Here is a 19,997-nt window from a genome sequence, read left to right as displayed (position 1 = left end):
CTCAGAACCGGTAATAGAGGAAGGGCGTGCCGTTGGTGCCGCCCACCCAGGCGACGCTCGCCAGCATCAGCACCGCGATCAGCGCGAAATCCGCCACCCGCGCCATGGCGCCCTCCCCCGACAGGATTTTCCAGCGCGGCCAGCGGAAGAAGCCGATCAACCCGCCCACGACGAGGGCCATGATGGCAAGCGGCGTCAGGCCGAAGCCCAGCGCCATGGAGGCACGGCTGAAGCCGTTGAGCCCCGCGAGGCCGTGGAACATGTCGATGGCGCCGGGCAGGCTGTCGGCGCGGAACCACACCCAGCCGATCATCACCACCAGCACCGTGTAGAGGTGGCTGACGACGCCGGGCATCCGCTTCAGCCAGCGGCCGAGGAAGGCGCGCTCAATGATGAGGAAGGCGCCGTGGTGCGCACCCCAGATCACGAAGGTCCAGCTTGCCCCGTGCCACAGTCCGCACAGCAGGAAGACGACGGAGAGATTGATGTAGGTGCGCATCTCTCCGCGCCGGTTTCCGCCCAGCGGGATGTAGAGGTAATCGCGCAGGAAGGCGGACAGGCTCATGTGCCAGCGCCGCCAGAAATCGGTGATCGAATGGGCGGTGTAGGGCAGCCGGAAGTTCCGCGGCAGCACGAAGCCCACCATGATGCCGAGGCCCACCGCCATGGTGGAATAGCCGGCGAAGTCGAAATAGATCTGCACCGTATAGGCATAGAGGCCGAGCCAGGCCTCCACGAAGGTCGGGTGGGTGGTGGTGTCGAACACCCCATCCACCAGACGCGCCACCTCGTCGGCGATCAGCACCTTCCAGGCGAGACCGATCACGAACAGCCGTGCGCCCGCCGAGAACCGCCCCAGCGTCACCCGCCGCTGCGAGAGCTGCCGCGCCACGGTGGCGTAGCGCACGATGGGGCCGGCGACCAGCTGCGGGAACATGCACATGTAGAGGGCGAACTGCGCCGGATCGCGGTTGGCGTGGACCTTCTTCTTGTAGATGTCCGCGAGGTAGGAAATGGCGTGGAACGAATAGAAGGAGATGCCCAGCGGCAGCGAGATCTGCGGCACCGGCAGCAACAGCCCGGCCGGCTCGATGAGGGCGTTGAGGTTCTCCGCCAGGAAGCCGGTGTATTTGAATACCCCGAGCAGGAGGAGGTTCAGCGTCACGCCCAGCGCCAGCACGCGCTTGCGCGCCGCGCCTTCGCGCACCTCGATGGCCTTGGCGAGGAAGAAGTTGGCCGCAACCGAAGCAAGCAGGATGAGGATATGCGGCGTATAGCCCGCCGAATAGAAGACGAGCGAGAAAGCCAGAAAGATATAGTTCCGCGTGGTAATGGTCTTCGCGGAGAAATAGGCGACCAGAAAGAGCGGGAAAAAATAGAACAGGAATTCGATGGACGCGAAGGTCATGCCGCCGGGCCGCCAGAGATTGTCATCCGGCGTTCCTGCCACTCTTTGCTCGCTGCCGCAACCCTTTGGCGGGTCGTGAGAGGTGTGGCGATAGGTAAGGCGCTCCGCCCCATTGCCTCCCTGCCGGGCCGGCGTATCCTCCGCCGCGAAGGAGCCGCCATCCCATGCGCATCGCCACCTGGAACGTGAATTCCATCCGCCAGCGTCTCGACCACGCGGTCCGCTGGCTGGGCGAGACCCGGCCGGACGTGGTCTGCATCCAGGAGATCAAGTGCCAGACCGATGCCTTCCCGAAGGAGGCTTTCGAGGCGCTGGGCTATAACGTGAGCGTGCATGGGCAGAAGGGGTTCAATGGCGTCGCCCTCCTCTCCCGCCTGCCGCTGGAGGACGTGACCCACGGCCTCGCCGGCGATGACGGCGACGAGCAGGCGCGCTTCATCGAGGCGGTGGTGTCGGTGAAGGGCGGCGTGGTGCGGGTGGCCTGCATCTATCTGCCCAACGGCAACCCGCCGGAGACGGAGAAATACCCCTACAAGCTCGGTTTCATGGAGCGCCTGTCCGCCTTCGCGGCCGACCGGCTGAAACTGGAGGAGCCGCTGGTGCTCGCCGGCGACTTCAATGTGATTCCCGAGCCGCGCGACGCCGCCGACCCCGCGGCCTGGACCGGCGACGCCCTGTTCCTGCCGCGCACCCGGCAGGCGTTCCGTTCCCTGCTCAATCTCGGCTTCACGGACGCCCTGCGCGCCACCTCCGATGCCGGCCGGCTGTTCACCTTCTGGGATTACCAGGCCGGCGCCTGGCAGCGGGACAACGGCATCCGCATCGACCACCTTCTGCTGTCGCCGCAGGCGGCCGACCGGCTGATTGCCACGGGCGTCGACAAGCATGTCCGCGCCTGGGAGAAGCCGTCCGACCACGTGCCGGTGTGGGCCGACTTTTCCATCGCGGCGTGAGGACAAAATGGCGGGGGACACGACGACGCTCGAAGGCGGGTGCCTGTGTGGCCGCCTGCGCTACCGGCTGGAGCGGGTGAAAAGCGCCTATTGGTGCCACTGCACCATGTGCCGCCGCGCCTCCGGCTCCGCGGCCCTGCCGTGGGTTTCCATGGCGCGGGAGGATGTCGCCTTCATCTCGGGTGAGCCTGCCATCTTCGAATCAAGCCCCGGCGTCACCCGGCGCTTCTGCGGCCATTGCGGCAGCCCCATCGTGTTCGACATGGCGCGGGAAGCTGATGTGGACGTGACCATCGGTACGCTGGACGATCCCGACCGCGTATCGCCGACCCATCACATCTGGGTCAGCTCGGCGCTGCACATGGCGCGTGATCTCGGAGAAGGATTGCCGCGCTACGACGGCGAACGCCCCTCCGATCCGTAGACCTCAGCGCTTCGCCGTCTTCAGCCACACTTCCAGATAGCCGAGCGCCTTCTCGCGCTCGTCCGGCGTCGCCTCGGCGAAAGCCTGCTCGTGGGCGTTCACCACCCACTTGTCCTCAGGACGAACGGCGGAATCGCGGGCCAGGGTCAGCCACATCAGGCCACGGGCCCGCTGGCGGGGCACGCCCTCGTCACCGCGGAAGAGCAGCACGCCGAGGGTGGCCTGGGCCTCGTACTGGCCCTTCTGAGAAGCGAGCGTCAGCCAGCGGCCGGCGTTGCGCGCGTCGCGGGGGCCGCCGACGCCTTCGAGATAGAGCTTGCCGAGCTGGTACTGCCCGTCCGCGTCGCCGAAATAGGAGGCGGCGTACGAGAACATGTCCCGCGCCCGGGAGGGATCGCGCTTCACTCCGGCGGAGGGGATGCCCACGAGATAATAGGAGCCCAGCGCCACGAAGGCATTGGCCACGAAGCGCGACTGAGCGGTGCCGGGATAGTCCTCGGCGTGGCTGCTGGCGATCTTCTGGAAATATTCGAACGCCTTGGCGTCGTCGCGCTTGACGCCGTCGCCGTCCATATAGATGCGGCCGAGCTTCCACTGGGCCATGGCGTGGCCCTGCGCGGCAGCATAGCCGAGGGCGTCGATGCCCTTGGCGGTCTGGCCGGCGCGGAGCGCCTGCGCCCCGGTGCGGAAGGCTTCGTCCACGGGGCGAACCTGCGGCGCCAGCGGCACGTTGGCCGGCGGCGTCAGCGGCTGCATCTCGTAAGGCTGGAGGGTCTGCGCGGTGCCGTCGAAGGCATGGGCGCGTCCGGCCGCAAGACCGGCCACGGCAAGGAAGAGCACGCCGGCGATCGCGGCGGGCACGCGCACCCGGCGCGGGCGGCGCGACGCGCTCGCCGTCCCGTTCACCGCGCCCCGAAATGTCCCGTGTGTCGCAACCGAATTCATGATGGACGGAAGGTGAACTGACGCGGCGGCAATATCGGGGCCGAGGAAAGGCCGAGCAGCGGCGCCTCTGAGGCGACCTTTCGGGCGAAGCCCGGCGCCGCCCGCCGGGGCATCCTCTCGCCATGTGCAACGACCGTCCATTAGGACTCACCTCAGGCGCGGCGGCCGGAAACACATTCCGGGTTACGCTCACCGCAGCGCGTTGAGGTTCGATTTCATGTCGTTTTGTGGCGAGTTCGCGGCGTAAGGCCCCTACGGGAACCCAGCACGTTCAAAGGATCGGGAGTGTGTCTTCTCTGTCACAATAAGAGGCGCCAAGACCCTGCAAGAAGGCGGCCGAAAAGTTCAAGTCTTAACCATGATCAAGACGGTCGGCAAAAACTGAGGCGCGGCGGCAACACTTGCCCCCGCGCCTCGGCCACTCGCCATTGACGTTTCGGAAAGCCGCGCCCTCAGGCACCAGCGGAGAGCTGGCTGATGGCGGCGCGGACCTTCTCCTTGCGCAGGATGTATTCCTCGCGCTTCTCGCGCTCGGCTTCCACCACCTCTTCCGGCGCACGGGCGACGAAGCTCTCGTTGCCGAGCTTGGCGTCGATGCGGGCGACCTCCTGGTCGAGCTTGCCCTCTTCCTTGCGCAGGCGGGCCAGCTCCGCGCCGAGGTCGACCACGCCGGCGAGCGGCAGAGCCACCACTTCGCCCCGGACCACCATCTGCACCGAGCTGGCGGGCACCTGATCGGACACCGAGACGTCGGACAGGCGGGCGAGGCGGCGGATGGCGTCGTCCCAGGCGGCCACGCGCGCGGTTGTCTCCGCGCCGGGCTGCACCAGCACGAGGGGCACCTGCGCGCCGGCCGGCACGTTCATCTCCGCCCGCACGGAGCGGATCTCGGTGATGAGGTCCACCACCCAGCCGACCTCAGCCTCGGCGTCAGGCGCCTCTAGACCCGTCAGGTCCGGCCACGGCGCCAGCGCAAGCAGGCTGGTGCGCGCCGGCCCCTCCTTGCCGGTCTCCGACCACAATTCCTCGGTGAGGAAGGGCATGAACGGGTGCAGCAGGCCCATGGCCACGTCGAGCACATAGGCGGTGGCGGCGCGGGTCTCGTCCTTGGCGGCGCCGTCGGGACCGGAGAGGACCGGCTTCGCCAGTTCCAGGTGCCAGTCGCACACTACGTTCCAGATGAAGCGGTAGACCGCGCCCGCCGCCTCGTTGAAACGGTAGGCGAGGATCGCCTCGCTCACCTCTGATGATGCACGGGCGGCCTCGCCGATGATCCAGCGGTTGAGGGTACCCTCCACCTTCGCCGGATCGAAGCCGTCCGCGCGCACGCAGCCGTTCATCTGGGCGAACCGCACCGCGTTCCAGAGCTTGGTCGCGAAGTTGCGGTAGCCCTCGACGCGGGAGGTGGCGAGCTTGATGTCGCGCCCCTGCGCCGCCATGGCGGCAAGTGTGAAGCGCAGGGCGTCCGCGCCGTACTTCTCCACCAGGTCGAGCGGGTCGATGACGTTGCCCTTGGACTTCGACATCTTCGCCCCCTTCTCGTCGCGGACGAGGGCGTGGATGTAGACGTCCTTGAACGGCACTTCGCCGTCCATGAAGTGCAGGCCCATCATCATCATCCGGGCGACCCAGAAGAAGATGATGTCAAAGCCCGTCACCAGCACGCTGGTGGGATAGAACTTCTTCAGCTCGGCCGTCTCGTCGGGCCAGCCCATGGTGGAGAAGGGCCACAGGGCGGACGAGAACCACGTGTCCAGCACGTCCTCGTCGCGGGTGAGGAACCCTGCCCGCTTGTCCGCATCGTCGATCAGCGCCTGCGCCTCCTCGGGCGACAGGCTCTCATTGCCGACATTGTGGGCCAGCGCCTCCTCGAAAGCCTGATCCTCGTCCTCGGCGACGAAGACGTTGCCGAAGGGGTCGTACCAGGCCGGGATCTGGTGGCCCCACCAGAGTTGGCGCGAGATGCACCAGGGCTGGATGTTCTCCAGCCACTCGAAATAGGTCTTTTCCCAGTTCTTCGGCACAAAGGTGGTGCGCCCCTCGCGCACCGCCGCCAGCGCCGGCTGGGCGAGGGTCTTGGCGTCCACGTACCACTGGTCGGTCAGCCACGGCTCGATGACCACGTTGGAGCGGTCGCCGTGGGGCACCATGTGGGTGTGCGGCTCGATGGTCTCCAGCAGCTCCAGCGAGGTGAGCAGCTCGACGATGTGCTTGCGCGCGGCGAAACGGTCCATGCCCGCCAGATGGCTGAGCACGCCCGCTGCGTCCGGCAGGTCCACATAGGCCTCGGGCCGCTCGGCGTAATCGTCCTGGATACCCTGCGGGTCGATCCGCGCCTCGGCATCGAGCACGTTGATCATCGGCAAATCGTGCCGGCGCCCCACGTCGAAGTCGTTGAAATCGTGCGCCGGGGTGATCTTCACCGCGCCGGAGCCCTTCTCGGGATCGGAATACTCATCCGCGACGATGGGGATGCGCCTACCCATCAGCGGGAGGATGACGTGCTTGCCGATGAGGTCGCGATAGCGCTCGTCGTCCGGGTGCACCGCCACCGCCGTATCGCCGAGCATGGTCTCGGGACGCGTGGTGGCGACGACGATGAAGCGGTCCTTCTCGCCCTCGATGGGATAGCGCAGGTGCCAGAGATTGCCCTTCACCTCCACCTGCAGCACCTCAAGGTCCGAGATGGCGGTGATCAGCTTGGGGTCCCAGTTGACGAGGCGCTTGTCCTTGTAGATCAGCCCCTCGCGATAGAGCTGCACGAACACCTTGAGGACGGCGCGGGAGAGCCCCTCATCCATGGTGAAGCGCTCGCGCGACCAGTCGCAGGAGGCGCCGAGCTTCTTCAGCTGGTTGACGATGGTGCCGCCCGATTCGGCCTTCCACGCCCACACCTTCTCGATGAAGGCCTCGCGGCCGAGGTCGCGGCGGCCGGGCAGCTTCTGGGCGGCAAGCTGGCGTTCCACCACCATCTGGGTGGCGATGCCGGCGTGGTCGGTGCCCGGCTGCCAGAGCACGTCCTTGCCGCGCATGCGTTCGAACCGCGCCAGCACGTCCTGCAACGTGTTGTTGAGCGCGTGGCCCATGTGCAGGGAGCCGGTGACGTTCGGCGGCGGGATGACGATGGAGAAGCCTTCCGCGTCCTTGCGCTCGGGACGGCCGCAGCGGAACGCGCCGGCATTTTCCCAGCGATCGGCTATGCGATCTTCAACGGCGGCGGGATCGAAGACTTTTTCCAGCATGAACGGGACTCCGCGGCGCCGCTCGGCCGTCGCCGGCGCAGCGCGCCGGGCCGGCTCCGCGTCCGCTGTGGTCGGAACGGGTCAGCCGGCGTTTAAGCCGGACGCGCGGTCCGGCGTCAACACGCCGGCCGCACTGGAATGGAAAGAGAGGTGTGTGGCGAGGCCCGCGGGCCTAACGCTGGCGGCGGGCGACGCGCTCGATCTCGGCCCGCACCAGATCCTCGACGATGGTCGGCAGGTTGGCGTCCAGCCAGTCCTTGAGCATGGGGCGGAGAATCTCTTTCACGAGATCTTCCACCGTGCGCTCCTTCTGCGGCAGCAGAACGTCGCCGAGATTGCGGAAGGCGGCCATCACCGCAGCATCCGCATTGGCAGAGAGCAGGTCGCGACGCCGCACGCTCTCCGCGGGGTGGCCATCGCCGGCAGGCTGCGCCGGACGATGGTCCTCGAAAGCGGAAGACGCCGGCTGCGGGCGCAGGGGCCGCGGCTGGGGCTGGGCCGCGGCAGGCTCTTGGCGATCTTCCATTTCCTCCACCGGACGGTCGGGATAGGTCGGCTGCTGCACCGGGCGCGGTTCTGCGCGCTGTGACACGGGAGGAGGCTCGTGGCGGGCTTGACGCAGGGCAGCGGCGGCCTCGGCGAAGACCGCTTCATCCTGTTCATCCAGCCACGGACGTTGCTGCCTTGCGGGCGCATCTGCGGCAGGACGCTCGCCGGCGGGACGCACAGGCGCTGCCGGACGTGACGCGGGGCGCGGCGCCGCCGCATAGGCACCGGCAACCGGCGTTGCATCACGCGGAGCGGGACGGCGGGGAATGGGCGGCGGCTCGGGCGGCGCCTGCCGCTGCGCCACCACGCGGGGCTCCGGCGGACGACGGGGGCGCCCATCACCGGACGGCGGATTTTCGCCGCGGCGGGGAGCAGCCTCGGCGTGCGCCGCCGGCTGCTCGTCATCCGCCATGATGCGGCGAATGGAGGCCAGGATTTCTTCCATCGACGGTTCCTGCACCTTGGGGCTCGCAGCCATGTCCCGACCTCGGCCGAAGACGAACCGGCGGACTTCCGGATGCGGAAACTATCCGCACCCGGAAGCCGACGGAGAGAATCGCCAGTTGTAGAGGGAGTATGGCACCGCCTCAGTTGGCAGCAACAACTGTTGCAGGGGCGTCTTGGGGATTATTTGCCGTCAGGCGTGCGAACACCGGCCCAGCTGTCGCGCACCTGATTGTAATGCACGCGAGGGTCGTAATAATTCACCTTCAGACCCAGCGACAGGGCATCCAGCCGGCCGATGGTGGAGATCAGCGCATAAGCGGCCACCACCCGGTCGCGCTGGGCGACGACCAGGGACGACTGCGAGTTGGTGAGGTCGCGCTGGGCGTTCAACACGTCGGTGGTGGTGCGCTGGCCGACCCGCCATTCCTCACGGACGCCCTCAAGGGCGAGCGTGTTGGCGGCGACCGACGCCTGAGCCGCCTGGATCTGTGCCTTCGCGGCCTCAAGCGCACCCCAGTACTGCACGGCCTGGGCGCGGATGGTGTCGCGGTTCACGTCCACCTCGATGCGCGCCTGCGTCAGCAATTCCTTGGCCTGACGGATGTTCGCGTACTCGACGCCGCCCTGGTAGATCGGCACCGAGAGATTGAGCGTCACCGCAGCGCCGGACTGGGAGTCGACCGAGAAGTTCTGGTCGTAGGACTGGGAGAGCTGGCCCTGAAGCGAAAGGTTCGGCGCCAAGCCGCCCTCCGCGACTTTCACCTGGAACATCGCCGCGTCCACGGCGAATTCGGACGCCTTGACGGCCGGGTGGTTGCTGAGTCCGGTGGAGATCACCTTGTCCACGGATCCCGGCAGCGTGGCCTCAATCGAGCGCGGCGTGGTGAGCTTGCCCGGCTCGACGCCGATCACCTGCCGATAGTTCGCGCGGGCTGTGGAAAGGTTCGCGACCGCCTGGCTCACCTGATACTGCGCATCCGCCACCCGGGCTTCGGCCTGGGCCACGTCGGTACGGGTCACCTCGCCGACGTTGAAGCGGTCGCGCGTCGCGCGCAATTCCTGCTGGAACGCGGCCAGACTCTGCTTTTGCAGTTCCAGAAGGGCGATGGCCTGAATGACGTTCATGTAGGCCGTGACGCCATTCAGCATCACCGTCTGCTCGGTGTTGCGCAGCGTCTCGCGCGATCCGCGCACCTGCGACTCGGCGTTGCGGGTCTGGTTGGCGGTGACGAAGCCGTTGAACAGCGTGTAGGCCGCATTGAGCGCGAACGCGCGCGGCCAGAGCCACCCGCTCGTCTTGACGCCGGAAGCCTGCTGCTTGGCAAATTCCGGCCCGGCCTGCGCAGTGGCGTTCAGGGTCGGGCGATAGCCGGACAGAGCCTGCGGCACGGTTTCGTCCGTGGCGCGGGTTCCTGCGCGCTGGGCGTTCAGCGTGGGGTTGTTTGTGTAGGCCATGGCCAGCGCCTGATCCAGCGACTGGGCAGACGCGACACCCATAGCCAAAGCAAAGACACTGACGCCCGCCAAACATGCAACACCGCTTCGGCGAATGCGCTTTGCAACCGACATCCCAATCTCCCGATCCGACACGGCCATGCAGACTCGCCGCACCGACTCTGCCGCGCGGTAACTTTTCGGTAAGATATCGGTCCCGCTCCCGATCCGAAACCGATCGGTTCGATGGAAGCGGCGTTTTCGGCCTACCGCGGCAAACGCGCCACAGTGGTCAGAAAGTGAAGCGGGGCGCGGCCTTGAAGCCGGGAAGCGCGGGAACGGCGGCGTTGAAGGCGACCCGCTCGCTCACGGAACCCGCCACCTTGGTAAACACGCAGGCCTTGCCCGCCCCGCCGTGACCAACGACGGCGACAAGGCGTCCGCCTTCCTTGACCTGATCGAACAGGGCGACCGGCACCTCGTCCACCGAGCCGTTGAGGAGGATGAGGTCGTAGGGGGCTTCCGCCTTCCATCCCGCGTTCAGCGGGCCCTGCATCACCGCGACGTTGGCGACGCCGATCTCGGCGAGCGTGGCTGTGGCTGTGGCCGCGAGGCCGGCATCTTCTTCCACGGCCACCACCTGCTGGGCGAGCCGGGAGAGAACGGCGGCCGAATAGCCGGTGCCGCCGCCGATATCGAGCACATGGTCATGCTCCTGCACGTCCGCCTCCTGGATGAGGCGCGCGAGGATCATGGGCTCGACGAGGTAGCGGGTCGGGCTGCCGGAGGTCAGAGCGAGGTCGTCGTCGATATAAGCGAGCGACTTGAGCTGAGCCGGAACGAAAAGCTCGCGGGGGATTTCCAGCATCGCACCGACGATGCCCGGGTCGGTGACGTTGTTGGTGCGCACCTGGCTATCCACCATGCCGCGGCGCAGCTCGACGTAATCGATCATTTTCCCGTCTCCGGCCATCCCCTTGGCCCGGGGCGCTCAGCGGAGGCGTGTCCCGTGCCGTCGGGCTCAAGAGCCATATTGCCGCCCCTTTTGCAAGGCGCCCCTCGGGAACGGCGGCTGCGCGGACGGGCTCATGTGGCCGCAAGTCGCATGGTTCCCGGCCGGCAGCGGCGGGAGTGTCCTCAACCCTGACGAACGCGCGGATCGACCCGCGCACCGGCCGCAGCCGAGGAGGCGCGACGCATGACGGCAACCAACACCCCCTCCCCGCCTGCATCGCAGGAACCGCAGCCCGAGGGGCTCGACGAAGCAGCGGTCCGTCGTCTGGTCCATACCTTCTATGCGCGCGTGCAAAAGGACGCCCTGCTCGGCCCGATCTTCGGCGGTCGCATCGCCGACGAGGCCTGGCCGGTCCATCTCGCCAAGATGTGCGACTTCTGGTCCTCGGTGCTGCTGAAGTCCGGCCGCTACGAAGGCCGCCCCCTGCCGCCGCACCTGGCGCTCGGCAGCGATGCGGGCGAACCGCAATTCGCGCGCTGGCTCGCCCTGTTCCGCCCGACCGCCCTTGAGGTGCTGCCACCCGATGCGGCCCAGCAGGCCATCGCCCATGCCGAGCGGATGGCGCACAGCTTCCGCCTCGCCATCGCCTTCCACAAGGGCGAGGACACCACGCGCATCATCCCCTACGGCAACAGCTGAGCGGAAGGCGGAGCCTGCGGGAGAACCCGCCCCCCGCCTTCCCGGCGTGCATCAGAGTTGCTTGTCAGTGGTGCTGATGAACTTCATGCCGCTCGCGGCTTCGAGGTTGGCAAGCGCCGCGTCGATGACCGAGAAGATGGTCGCCCGGGCGGTTGCCTTGCTCAGGTCAAGCTTGGCCGAGCTTGCGACCTTGAGCTTGGTCAGTGCCGACGAGAACGCCGCGTTCGCCTGCGCTGCGGTGTAGAACTGCGCGGGGTTGGTGCCGTTGGAATAGGACAGGGTCTGGGCAACCCTCGAGAAAACGTTGGCCAGCGCGCTGATGTTGAAGACGACGCTGTTGGTGGGCGTTGTCTTCAGGGTCGGACTCGTGGTCGGGACCGGGTTGTTGTAGAGCTGGTCCAGGTAATAATGAACCTGATACGGATACTGAACGTAGGTATCCGAGCTTCCCCAGGCCGAACTATAGCTGTTCACCGATGTCACGGTCGCGGCCGTCGCCGTGGCGCCGAGATTGCTGTAGCGGGACACGAGCGGTCCGTAGAAGCCCTGATTGTAGGCGACGTTCAGGATCACATCGAGGAAGCTGTTCGGCAGCGTCGTGAAGTTCTTCAGCGCCGTATCGAAGGCCGGCTCCCACGGGGTGGTCCACCCTCCCGCGCCCTTTCCGGTGACGTTCAGGGCAACCAGGTCGTTGTAGTGGAAGTACGCCACCAGGGCCGGGCCATAGTATTTGTTGTTGAAGGAGGCCGGCGTCGCCTTGGTGTATTGTGTGGCCGCATTGGCCATGGTGAAGCCGATGTTCTTCTGGATCGCCACATAATTTATGAGCGAATGGCCCTTGGGCTGGTAGCTGCCGGAGACCATGTCGGCGGCATAGTTGTTGATCTGGTACGGGCCGCCCTGGCCGACGCCCATGACCGCCTGCTGGTTTGCATTCGGATCAATGAGGTCGCTGCTCGACTTATAGTATTGGGTCGCGATATTTTCCTGAAGCAGCTGGGCGAAGATCGATCCGTAGAGATAATCCTTGTTGTACTGGATGCCGGGAAAGCCTTCATCGATGAGGTGGCCCAGCAGCACGCCGGCGACGATATTCGACATGATCAGGTCGTCGTAATTCCCACCCGTGAGGGTGAGCGAGTCCTGGGCGGTCCCGACACCCAGCAGCAGATGGAAATTGATCGTCCCTGTGCTGGCCGTGCTGGGCGGCGGGCCGCTGAGGGTGGTGACGGTGACCGGCGCCGATTTGGCCGACGCACCGACCGAATCCACCGCTGCAATGGCAAAGCTGTAGGAGGTGAGCGGCGTCAGGCCCGACACCGTCACGCTGGCGCCGGACGAGGTCGTCGTCAGGGTGCCATTCATATAGATCTGGTAGCCCGATATGGTGCAGTTCGCGACCGTCACCGGGGTCCATGTCAGCGTCGTCGCGTTGCCGGTGGTGCCGGACGCGGCAAGGCCCTTGGGGACCGGCGGCACAGCGGTGCAACTGGAGCACGATCCGGACTGGGTCCACGGCTGCCCGGTGCCTGATCCCCCATTGTTGGTGGCGGGGTCCTGATTCTGGGTCCACCAATTGGCGCGGTAGATGATGCCGTTTTCGCTGGCCTGCGCGCCCGCCGTGTAGACCGATGACGAGTTCCAGGCTGCGGGGCAGGACTGGGCCCATGCCGATCCTGCTAGCCATGGGGTGAAGGCGGACACCAGTGCGATGGACGTGGCGTGAAGAATCCTCATGGCAGCCCCCGATTTGACAGCCCTTTGGGCGGTACCGGTATAGGGCACTCCACGCTTGTGTCGATAGCTGAAAATGTTGCGACTTAGTAACGCCCGGCGCGCTGGAGAGATTTCGCCTCAGATTTATGTGCTTTGGCCGCCATTTACCACTTTCGATACCTTCGGACGCTGCGATCTATATGCTCAATTGGAAGTTGCGTCATGTGCGGAGCCTCGCCGCAACCGCAGCGGTGGTGATTCCATTTTGTGACGGCGCGCCCCTTTTCCGGGACGTGCTGGAAAGCACTTTGAACCCGACGAAACCGGCCGATGCGGTACTCGGAACCACCTGCCCCCCTCGACGCACATTCTTCCCTTGGGTAAAAGGGGCGGTGGGCCAATGGTTCGCCGATGCGAGCGCTGACGAGGAAGCCGCCGATTGTCGATTAGGATTGCTGCGGTCATTCCACTCTATAATGGCGCGCCGTTCATTGAAGCGGCGCTCCACAGCGTACTGGGCCAGACCCGACCGGCTGATGAAGTGATCGTCGTCAACGACGGCTCCACCGACGAGGGCCCCGCCATCGTCGAGGAGATCGCGCGTCATCATCCCGTGCGCCTGCTGCACAAGCCGAATGGCGGGCAGTCGTCCGCGCGCAATCTGGCCATTCGCTCGACCACGTGTTCCCACATCGCGCTGCTGGATCAGGACGACATCTGGTACGAGGATCATCTGGCGGCGCTTCACCAGCCGTTCGCCGACGCCGAGATTCGTCGACTCGGTCTGGTTTACGGCAACCTCGACCAGATCGACCGGAACGGCCGTCTCATTACAGAGCATTGCCTGGATCAGGTCCCCACGCCGCATCCCAAGCGGTCCCTGATGCAGTGCCTGCAACACGACATGTTCATCCTGCCGGGCGCTTCGCTGGTGGACCGGCAGGCCATGCTTGACGCCGGCCTGTTCGACGAGCGCCTGTCCGGCTACGAGGACGACGACCTGTTCGTCCGCCTGTACTCCATGGGCGTGAAGAGCTGCTATCTCGACAAGTCCGTCACCATGTGGCGCATCTATCCGGAATCGACGTCCTTCAGCGCCCGCATGGGGCGCTCGCGGATGATCTATTTCCACAAGCTCATTGAGGCTCATCCGGACGAACCCCGCCTCGGGCTCTTCTGGGGCCGGGATGTGATTGCTCCCCGCTTCACCAGCATCCTGCGCAGCGAGTTTCTGCAGGCCTCGAAGGCCGCCGACTTCGCCCGCGCCCTGCGCGCCTGGGACGACCTGAAAACGGTAGCGCCCCACATGAAGAAAAGTGTGCAGATGCGGATCAGGCTTGTGGGACCGCTGATCGAGGCGACGCTCGCCGGGCCGTTGACCAGTGTCGCCCGCCGGCTCCTGCGGCACGCCCTGCGCTGACCCACCGCGTTTGCGAAGACGGGGACAATCCGAACCGGTGCTTGCGCGGTCTGGGCGAACGCCTTAAGAACACGCGCTCGTGAGGCCACGTGGCGGAGTGGTTACGCAGCGGACTGCAAATCCGTGTACGGGGGTTCGATTCCCTCCGTGGCCTCCAGTTCCCGCGAAGCTCCCGGAATGGAAGCTCCTGGAATGACCGAGCTTCTGCCCCATATGCGGCGCTGCGCTGCAGCATGCTCTCGGGCCGGAAAGTTGACTTAGCCTCTTGCTGGCAGTTCATGGGGACACCGAAGCGGTCCCGCATCCGGACGCCGCCGGAGATGTACATGAACGCGAAAGCCGCCCAGCGCCACGGGCCTCCGCCCTCTTCGGACGAGACCAATGCCGTCCTGCGGCGCCTCCTCCTGTCCGATGGCCGCAAGCACTGGAAGGGCTATGTGCTGGCCTTCGTCTTCATGGGCACCATGGCCGCCTGCACGGCCGGCCTCGCCTATCTGATGAACGATGCCGTCAACGCCATCTTCGTGCATCCCACCCCTGCGGCGGTGTGGGCAGTGTCCGGTATCGTGATGGTGCTTTCCATCATCAAGGGCGCCTCGGCCTACGGGCAGAGCATCACCATGGCCCGCATCGGCAACCGGGTGGTGGCGGACAACCAGAAGCGCGCCTTCGACCGGCTGATGCTTCAGGACGCCGCCTATTTCGGCCATCGCCACACGGCGGAAATCACCACCCGCTTCACCGCCGGCGCCGCGGGCGCGCGCGGCGCGCTGGACCTGATCGTCACCAGCATCGGCCGCGACTTCCTCTCGCTGGTGATGCTGGCCGGCGTCGCCTTCGTGCAGGATCCCTTCCTGGCCATCATCGCCCTCGTGGTGATGCCGGCGGCGGTGCTGGGCACGCGCAAGCTCATCAAGAAGGCCAAGACCATCTTCACCACCGGCTTCACCTCGGGCGTGAAGCTGTCCTCCATCGTCATGGAGGTGTTCCAGGGCATCCGGACGGTGAAGGCCTATACGCTTGAGCCGGTGATGCGGGAGCGCACCCACAAGTTCATCGACGACGTGGAGATCAACGCCAACCGCCTCGTGCGCACCCAGGCCAAGTCCAGCCCCCTGATGGAGACGCTGGGCGGCCTCGCCATCGGCGGCGTGATTCTCTACGCGGGATACAATGTGATCGAGCTCGGCCGTTCGCCGGGCCAGTTCTTCTCGGTGCTCACCGCCCTGCTGCTGGCCTATGAGCCCGCCAAGCGGCTGTCGCGCCTGCATGTGGAGCTTGTCAGCCACGTGATGGGCGCGCGCATGCTGTTCGATCTGCTCGATGCGCCCGCGCCCGACGCTGACTCCCCCGGTGTCGGTGCCCTGCCCCGCCCCCGCGGCCGGGTGGAGTTCAAGGACGTGGTGTTCGCCTATCGCCCCGGCGAGAACGTGCTGCGCAGCCTCGATCTGGTGGCGGAGCCCGGCCGGACGACGGCGCTGGTCGGCCAGTCCGGCGGCGGCAAGACCACCATCATCAATCTGATCGAGCGCTTCTACGATCCCCAGTCCGGCGCCGTGCTGATCGACGGCGTCGACACCCGCACCGTCTCCCGCACCTCCGTGCGAGCCTCGGTGGCCCTGGTGAGCCAGGACGTCTACCTGTTCTCGGGCACCGTCCGGGAGAACATCGGCTTCGGCCGACCCGGCGCATCGGAGGACGAGATCGTCGCGGCGGCCAAGGCGGCCCACGCCCATCCCTTCATCATGGGCTTCGAGCACGGCTACGACACGTTCGTGGGCGAGCACGGGGCGCAGCTCTCCGGCGGGCAGCGCCAGCGCATCGCCATCGCCCGCGCCTTCCTGAAGAACGCGCCCATCCTGCTCCTCGACGAGGCCACCGCCGCCCTCGATTCCGAATCGGAGGCCGAGGTGCAGAAGGCGCTGGCGGAACTCGCCCACGAGCGCACCACCATCGTCATCGCCCACCGCCTCCAGACCGTGGTGCGTGCCGACCGCATCTGCGTGATCGAGGGCGGCCGCGTGGTGGAGAGCGGCACCCATGACGAGCTGATCGCCCGTCGCGGTCGCTACTACGGATTCTATTTCGCCCAGTTCGCCCACGAGAGCGAAAATGCCGGCTCCAGCGTGAGCGGCACGGCAGAGTCCGGTCCGGAAGGCGATTTGCTGCGCGCTTGAAAATCCAGCACCGGCGCCACTTTGCGCGCCAGTGCGGCAACTTCCCCCGGAAAAGCGCGTGTTACGGCTTCACAAGCGGCGATGTGGTTGCTATATCGCCGGCCTCGGTCGCGAGACCCACGGTCCCTGATAGCTCAGTTGGTAGAGCGTTCGACTGTTAATCGAATGGTCGCAGGTTCGAGTCCTGCTCAGGGAGCCACTTCTACCTCCGCCCCGAAAAGCCCATCGCCCACGAAGCCTTAACAGGCATTGCACGCGGAGCGTGATCTTCGGACGCTCCGTGGCGCTGCTGGATCCGGGCCAGAATGACCTCCGGGACGTCTTCGGGACTTTGCGTCACGAACCGCCCCGTTCGTCCACCATGCGTTCTCGTAACGTGTCCCCCGCCCCTTGCGCCCCCCGTCCTGAAAATGTAGCAACGAAGCCGTTCGGCGGAATGTCGGAGCATAGCGCAGCCTGGTAGCGCATCTGCTTTGGGAGCAGAGGGTCGCAGGTTCAAATCCTGCTGCTCCGACCACCCTCCGCCGCCCTTCCCCGCCGCAGGCTCAGCGGCCGGGCGGATCGACCTTCACCCCGTTGGGGCCGATCTCGATCTGCATGGTGTTCCGGTCGCGCTCATAGGCCTGATAGGCGAACACCCCACCAACCACGACGAGAATCGCGATCACGCCGTAGAGGACATTGCGCGGCATCTGTGTGCTCCTGTTGCTGCTTCGCTGACTAGAGCTGCAACGCCCCCGCTTCCCCGATTGTTCCGCTAAAGCCGGGTGAGGGCTAATCTTCCCGGGCGGTGTGACGGCACCGGGTGGATGCGACTCACCCGGCTCCGGGATGGTCTCGCGGCACCAGGCTCAGGCGGCAGGATTGCGCCGCCGGGCGGGATTTTGGGAAAGGACGATTGCAATGGCTTCGGATACGGAGCTTGCCGAGTGGCTCGGCTCGATGCTCAAGGCGGTGGGCACCACGCAGGCCCACACCATGGTGCAGCATTACATCCTGCGCGACATCGTCACCCAGCTCGCCGGGCAGCAGGACCGCCCGGACGGCTTCATCGCCGACATGTTCGAGCGCGTGAGCGGTCTCGTCGATAAGTGCGAGCTTGCGGGCAAGCCGGACATCGAAGCCGAGATGCGCTGGTACGCGGAGACGTTCTTCACCTCCATCGGCAAGACGCTGGAGCCCAAATAGGTCGCCGGGACCAGGTGGGGCACAGGCACGACCTCGCCCCCGCGCGCGAGGGCTCGCCGACCGTTCTGCGACGAAGGGGGTCAGCGTCTCGGGTCACGGAGGCGGATCGGCCGCGCCGCCCCTGGATGGAGGCCCGGCCTCGCTCATGGCCAGACCTCCCTCGTGAGGAGGTCTGGCCGCTTCACGAGCTCTACTTGTGCAGCAGCGCGGTCTGCTGGGTCGACGCAGGCGGGTTCCAGAGCGGAACGATGATGCGGCCCCACAGGCGTGTATCGTTGCCACCGTAGTTCTGCTCATAGACGTCGGTGGTGAGATAAGCTTGCAGGATCACAGGACCAAAATCGTAGCCGACAAGGCCACCGATCGCGAACTGGCTCTGCTTCTGGTAAAATGGGATGGGATTGTTCAGGTCGGTGGAGTAATAGGCCACCGGGCCGATCTCGAACTTGCCGAACTTCTTGGTGGCGGTCAGATCGACGTTCAGGAAGTTCGGGTTGATCGTATTGCTCACACCATTTGCCTGGATGCCCCAGATGGCGTTTGCCGTCAGATTCCAGCCATCCGCCGTGTAGCTGAGGGCAAAACGCTGGTTGAACGAGGTTGAATCGAAGGCCACCCCCGTATTCACGCCGAGATAGAAGCCGGCCATGTAGCTGAAGCCGAAGCCGTTCCCCAGATCCCAGGCGACCTGAGCGGCGAAGAACGGGTTATAGAACCCGGAAGTATAGTCTCCGTTCTGCACGCCGACGCCGACAACCGGCACGGCAGTCAGAAGCTGTAGCCGCCCGCCGAACAGGAATACCGGAGTGGCCCAGGCCAGAACGGGAATATCCACGCCGACGCAGGTGCTGTCGGGGGATGTATTGCGGCAGCCATAGTCAGCCGTATTCACGGCATATACGCCTTCCGGCAGCGGCGCGCCGGCAGCCAGACCAACCGTTTCACCCGGCTGGGTCACGGAACCGGCGTGTGCGGGCAGGGATTCGGGCAGCAAGGCTGCCGCAGACAAAGCGGCTACGGCCGCCATTCTTGCGAATGTCGTCATTTTTTCCTCCGAAAGGCGGAGCCCACGACCGCCGTCCCAACGGCGGGGCTCATCGCTGGCGCTTCCTCAGGCGCTAATGCGCCGCTCTCTTTTCGGTCCAAGGCGTCGAGGCCCTGGACGAGATCACTGCACGGCCCGCGAACGGGCGCGAACATCGTGGACACTTCGGACAACGGCCCGGAGTGCAGAGGCATCAACTGGGGAATGCTAACGGCAGCGTGTCACGACCTTAGCGGTGCGGGGATCAATACCAGGCGCCGCTCGGGACCTTCGAGGATGACCGGTATCCCTTGTCCGGGTCCTTGAAGCCGAAGCGGCGTCAACGTTAGCCCAATTTAAGGGCACGCAATACTATTCGAGCGGTTCATCCGCCCAAATCGGACGCAAACGCGTGCGATGTGACGTTCGCGCAACAGTTTCGGAACGTCGCCGGTGCCCGGTTGCGGGCAGGACATGGCGAGGCAGTAGACATCCGGTCGCAGGCGACGGAAGGTGTGCGCCTTATCGGATTCTGGGGTCCCAACGAATCCGACGTTCCGCAAAGTGAGCACGACGCCATGCTCGACATCCACTATCGTGAATACAAGATTCTGCTCCGGCCGCAGCAATTCTACTCGCCCAAGCGTTTCGAGGATTACTGGAATGAAGTGAAGGCGGTCGCCAAGAAGCACGGGGTGGGCGTGGTCACCAACAAGGACGCCTTTCACCGGCAGGTCCGCGAAGTGCTGTTCTATGATACCCCGGACTTCGACCTCTACCGCAACTCCTTCATCCTGCGGAAGCGCACCTTCTACGACGACGGCTGGCCGCGCCCGGAGCATGAACTTGCCCTGAAGTACCGCAGCCCGGATCGCGAGAAGGCGACGGCGGTGGAGATGGCCCCCCGCATCACCGGCGCCGTCCAGGTGAAGTTCAAGGAAGAAATTCTTCCCCTCAAGGAAGAGTTGGGCGGCATCCGCTCGCTCTATTCGCACAATTGCATCATTACGTCGCTCGGTGCCGTGCTGAGCCCGGCATTGAAGAACATCATGTCCATATTCCCCTCCATGTCGGCGGTGGATGCGGACGGGGATTCCCAGATCGACCTCGTGAACAGCATGGCTGTGGAAGAAATCCAGGTGGACCCCGGCCACTTCGATTTCGGCCACGGCTACGAGGCGAAGGCGACCATCGCCATCTGGCGCAATCGCGCGTCCGAGCAGTCGCTGGTGGGGGAATTCGCCTTCCAGGCGAAGTTCGATCACTACAGCGAGGTCAACGACAAGGCGAAGCGCCTCTCCGAGGACTTCTTCCGCGACGTTCAGAACATGGCGCCCGAATGGGTGCAGCTCGGCACCACCAAGACCGCCATGGTCTATGGCATCGGTGCCAAGGAAGTCGCGCACTCCGAATAGG

16 protein-coding genes and 3 tRNA genes are annotated in these 19,997 nt (G+C 65.7%); 10 read left to right on the top strand and 9 right to left on the bottom strand.

What is annotated here, in order from left to right; genetic code table 11:
- Window position 1 precedes the first annotated feature (1 nt).
- Window positions 2-1,450: an MBOAT family O-acyltransferase gene (locus V5F74_RS14805; RefSeq protein WP_394008815.1), complete on the bottom strand. Its 1,449-nt coding sequence runs from the start codon at window positions 1,448-1,450 to the stop codon at window positions 2-4.
- 122 nt (window positions 1,451-1,572) lie between these two features.
- Between V5F74_RS14805 and xth the strand changes: the two genes are divergently transcribed.
- Both xth and V5F74_RS14795 read left to right on the top strand, forming a co-directional pair.
- Complete coding sequence (gene xth / locus V5F74_RS14800) at window positions 1,573-2,361, top strand: exodeoxyribonuclease III (RefSeq protein ID WP_394008813.1); 789 nt, start codon at window positions 1,573-1,575, stop codon at window positions 2,359-2,361.
- Between the two features lie 7 nt (window positions 2,362-2,368).
- The gene (locus V5F74_RS14795) at window positions 2,369-2,785 is read left to right on the top strand and encodes a GFA family protein (RefSeq protein WP_394008811.1); all 417 of its coding nucleotides are present in this window, start codon (window positions 2,369-2,371) and stop codon (window positions 2,783-2,785) included.
- Window positions 2,786-2,788: 3 nt separating this feature from the next.
- Here V5F74_RS14795 and V5F74_RS14790 read toward each other — a convergent pair whose 3' ends face one another.
- The 5 genes from V5F74_RS14790 to V5F74_RS14770 form a co-directional block, all read right to left on the bottom strand.
- Window positions 2,789-3,691: a tetratricopeptide repeat protein gene (locus V5F74_RS14790; protein ID WP_394008809.1), complete on the bottom strand. Its 903-nt coding sequence runs from the start codon at window positions 3,689-3,691 to the stop codon at window positions 2,789-2,791.
- A 491-nt stretch (window positions 3,692-4,182) separates the two neighbouring features.
- Complete coding sequence (locus V5F74_RS14785; RefSeq protein WP_394008807.1) at window positions 4,183-6,972, bottom strand: valine--tRNA ligase; 2,790 nt, start codon at window positions 6,970-6,972, stop codon at window positions 4,183-4,185.
- A gap of 172 nt (window positions 6,973-7,144) precedes the next feature.
- Window positions 7,145-7,999, bottom strand: a complete 855-nt coding sequence (locus V5F74_RS14780) for a DUF2497 domain-containing protein (protein ID WP_394008805.1) — start codon at window positions 7,997-7,999, stop codon at window positions 7,145-7,147.
- Between the two features lie 149 nt (window positions 8,000-8,148).
- Window positions 8,149-9,537: a TolC family outer membrane protein gene (locus tag V5F74_RS14775; RefSeq protein ID WP_029558559.1), complete on the bottom strand. Its 1,389-nt coding sequence runs from the start codon at window positions 9,535-9,537 to the stop codon at window positions 8,149-8,151.
- A gap of 157 nt (window positions 9,538-9,694) precedes the next feature.
- Window positions 9,695-10,357: a protein-L-isoaspartate O-methyltransferase family protein gene (locus tag V5F74_RS14770; protein WP_029558560.1), complete on the bottom strand. Its 663-nt coding sequence runs from the start codon at window positions 10,355-10,357 to the stop codon at window positions 9,695-9,697.
- A 243-nt stretch (window positions 10,358-10,600) separates the two neighbouring features.
- Between V5F74_RS14770 and V5F74_RS14765 the strand changes: the two genes are divergently transcribed.
- A complete protein-coding gene (locus V5F74_RS14765; RefSeq protein ID WP_029558561.1) occupies window positions 10,601-11,056 on the top strand; it encodes a group III truncated hemoglobin in 456 nt (151 codons plus the stop codon).
- Window positions 11,057-11,107: 51 nt separating this feature from the next.
- On the opposite strand, the gene V5F74_RS14760 is transcribed toward V5F74_RS14765, so the two are convergent.
- Entirely contained in the window at window positions 11,108-12,793 is a 1,686-nt protein-coding gene (locus V5F74_RS14760; RefSeq protein ID WP_081837722.1) for a fibronectin type III domain-containing protein, read from the bottom strand.
- A 418-nt stretch (window positions 12,794-13,211) separates the two neighbouring features.
- Between V5F74_RS14760 and V5F74_RS14755 the strand changes: the two genes are divergently transcribed.
- The 5 genes from V5F74_RS14755 to V5F74_RS14735 all read left to right on the top strand — a co-directional run bounded on the left by V5F74_RS14755 (window position 13,212) and on the right by V5F74_RS14735 (window position 16,886).
- Window positions 13,212-14,192 carry a glycosyltransferase family 2 protein gene (locus tag V5F74_RS14755; RefSeq protein WP_081837723.1) on the top strand — a complete coding sequence of 327 codons (981 nt, stop codon included), beginning with the start codon at window positions 13,212-13,214 and terminating at the stop codon, window positions 14,190-14,192.
- An 83-nt stretch (window positions 14,193-14,275) separates the two neighbouring features.
- A tRNA-Cys gene (locus tag V5F74_RS14750) sits at window positions 14,276-14,349 on the top strand.
- A gap of 169 nt (window positions 14,350-14,518) precedes the next feature.
- A complete protein-coding gene (locus tag V5F74_RS14745) occupies window positions 14,519-16,369 on the top strand; it encodes an ABC transporter ATP-binding protein (protein ID WP_394008801.1) in 1,851 nt (616 codons plus the stop codon).
- A gap of 123 nt (window positions 16,370-16,492) precedes the next feature.
- A tRNA-Asn gene (locus V5F74_RS14740) sits at window positions 16,493-16,568 on the top strand.
- Window positions 16,569-16,809: 241 nt separating this feature from the next.
- Window positions 16,810-16,886, top strand: a tRNA-Pro gene (locus V5F74_RS14735).
- Window positions 16,887-16,914: 28 nt separating this feature from the next.
- Here the strand turns inward: V5F74_RS14735 and V5F74_RS14730 are convergent.
- On the bottom strand, window positions 16,915-17,061 hold the full coding sequence (locus tag V5F74_RS14730) for a hypothetical protein (protein ID WP_197023028.1): 147 nt from the start codon (window positions 17,059-17,061) through the stop codon (window positions 16,915-16,917).
- A gap of 211 nt (window positions 17,062-17,272) precedes the next feature.
- Between V5F74_RS14730 and V5F74_RS14725 the strand changes: the two genes are divergently transcribed.
- Window positions 17,273-17,557, top strand: coding sequence for a hypothetical protein (locus V5F74_RS14725; protein WP_394008799.1), 285 nt, complete (start codon window positions 17,273-17,275; stop codon window positions 17,555-17,557).
- Between the two features lie 190 nt (window positions 17,558-17,747).
- Here V5F74_RS14725 and V5F74_RS14720 read toward each other — a convergent pair whose 3' ends face one another.
- Window positions 17,748-18,602 carry a transporter gene (locus tag V5F74_RS14720; RefSeq protein ID WP_024278986.1) on the bottom strand — a complete coding sequence of 285 codons (855 nt, stop codon included), beginning with the start codon at window positions 18,600-18,602 and terminating at the stop codon, window positions 17,748-17,750.
- 557 nt (window positions 18,603-19,159) lie between these two features.
- Here V5F74_RS14720 and V5F74_RS14715 point away from each other — a divergent pair.
- A complete protein-coding gene (locus V5F74_RS14715; RefSeq protein ID WP_250167479.1) occupies window positions 19,160-19,996 on the top strand; it encodes a hypothetical protein in 837 nt (278 codons plus the stop codon).
- Window position 19,997 lies beyond the last annotated feature (1 nt).

Source organism: Xanthobacter aminoxidans, from assembly GCF_043193615.1.
Classification (GTDB): Bacteria; Pseudomonadota; Alphaproteobacteria; order Rhizobiales; family Xanthobacteraceae; genus Xanthobacter; species Xanthobacter aminoxidans.
This window is presented reverse-complemented; position numbering and strand designations above follow the sequence as displayed.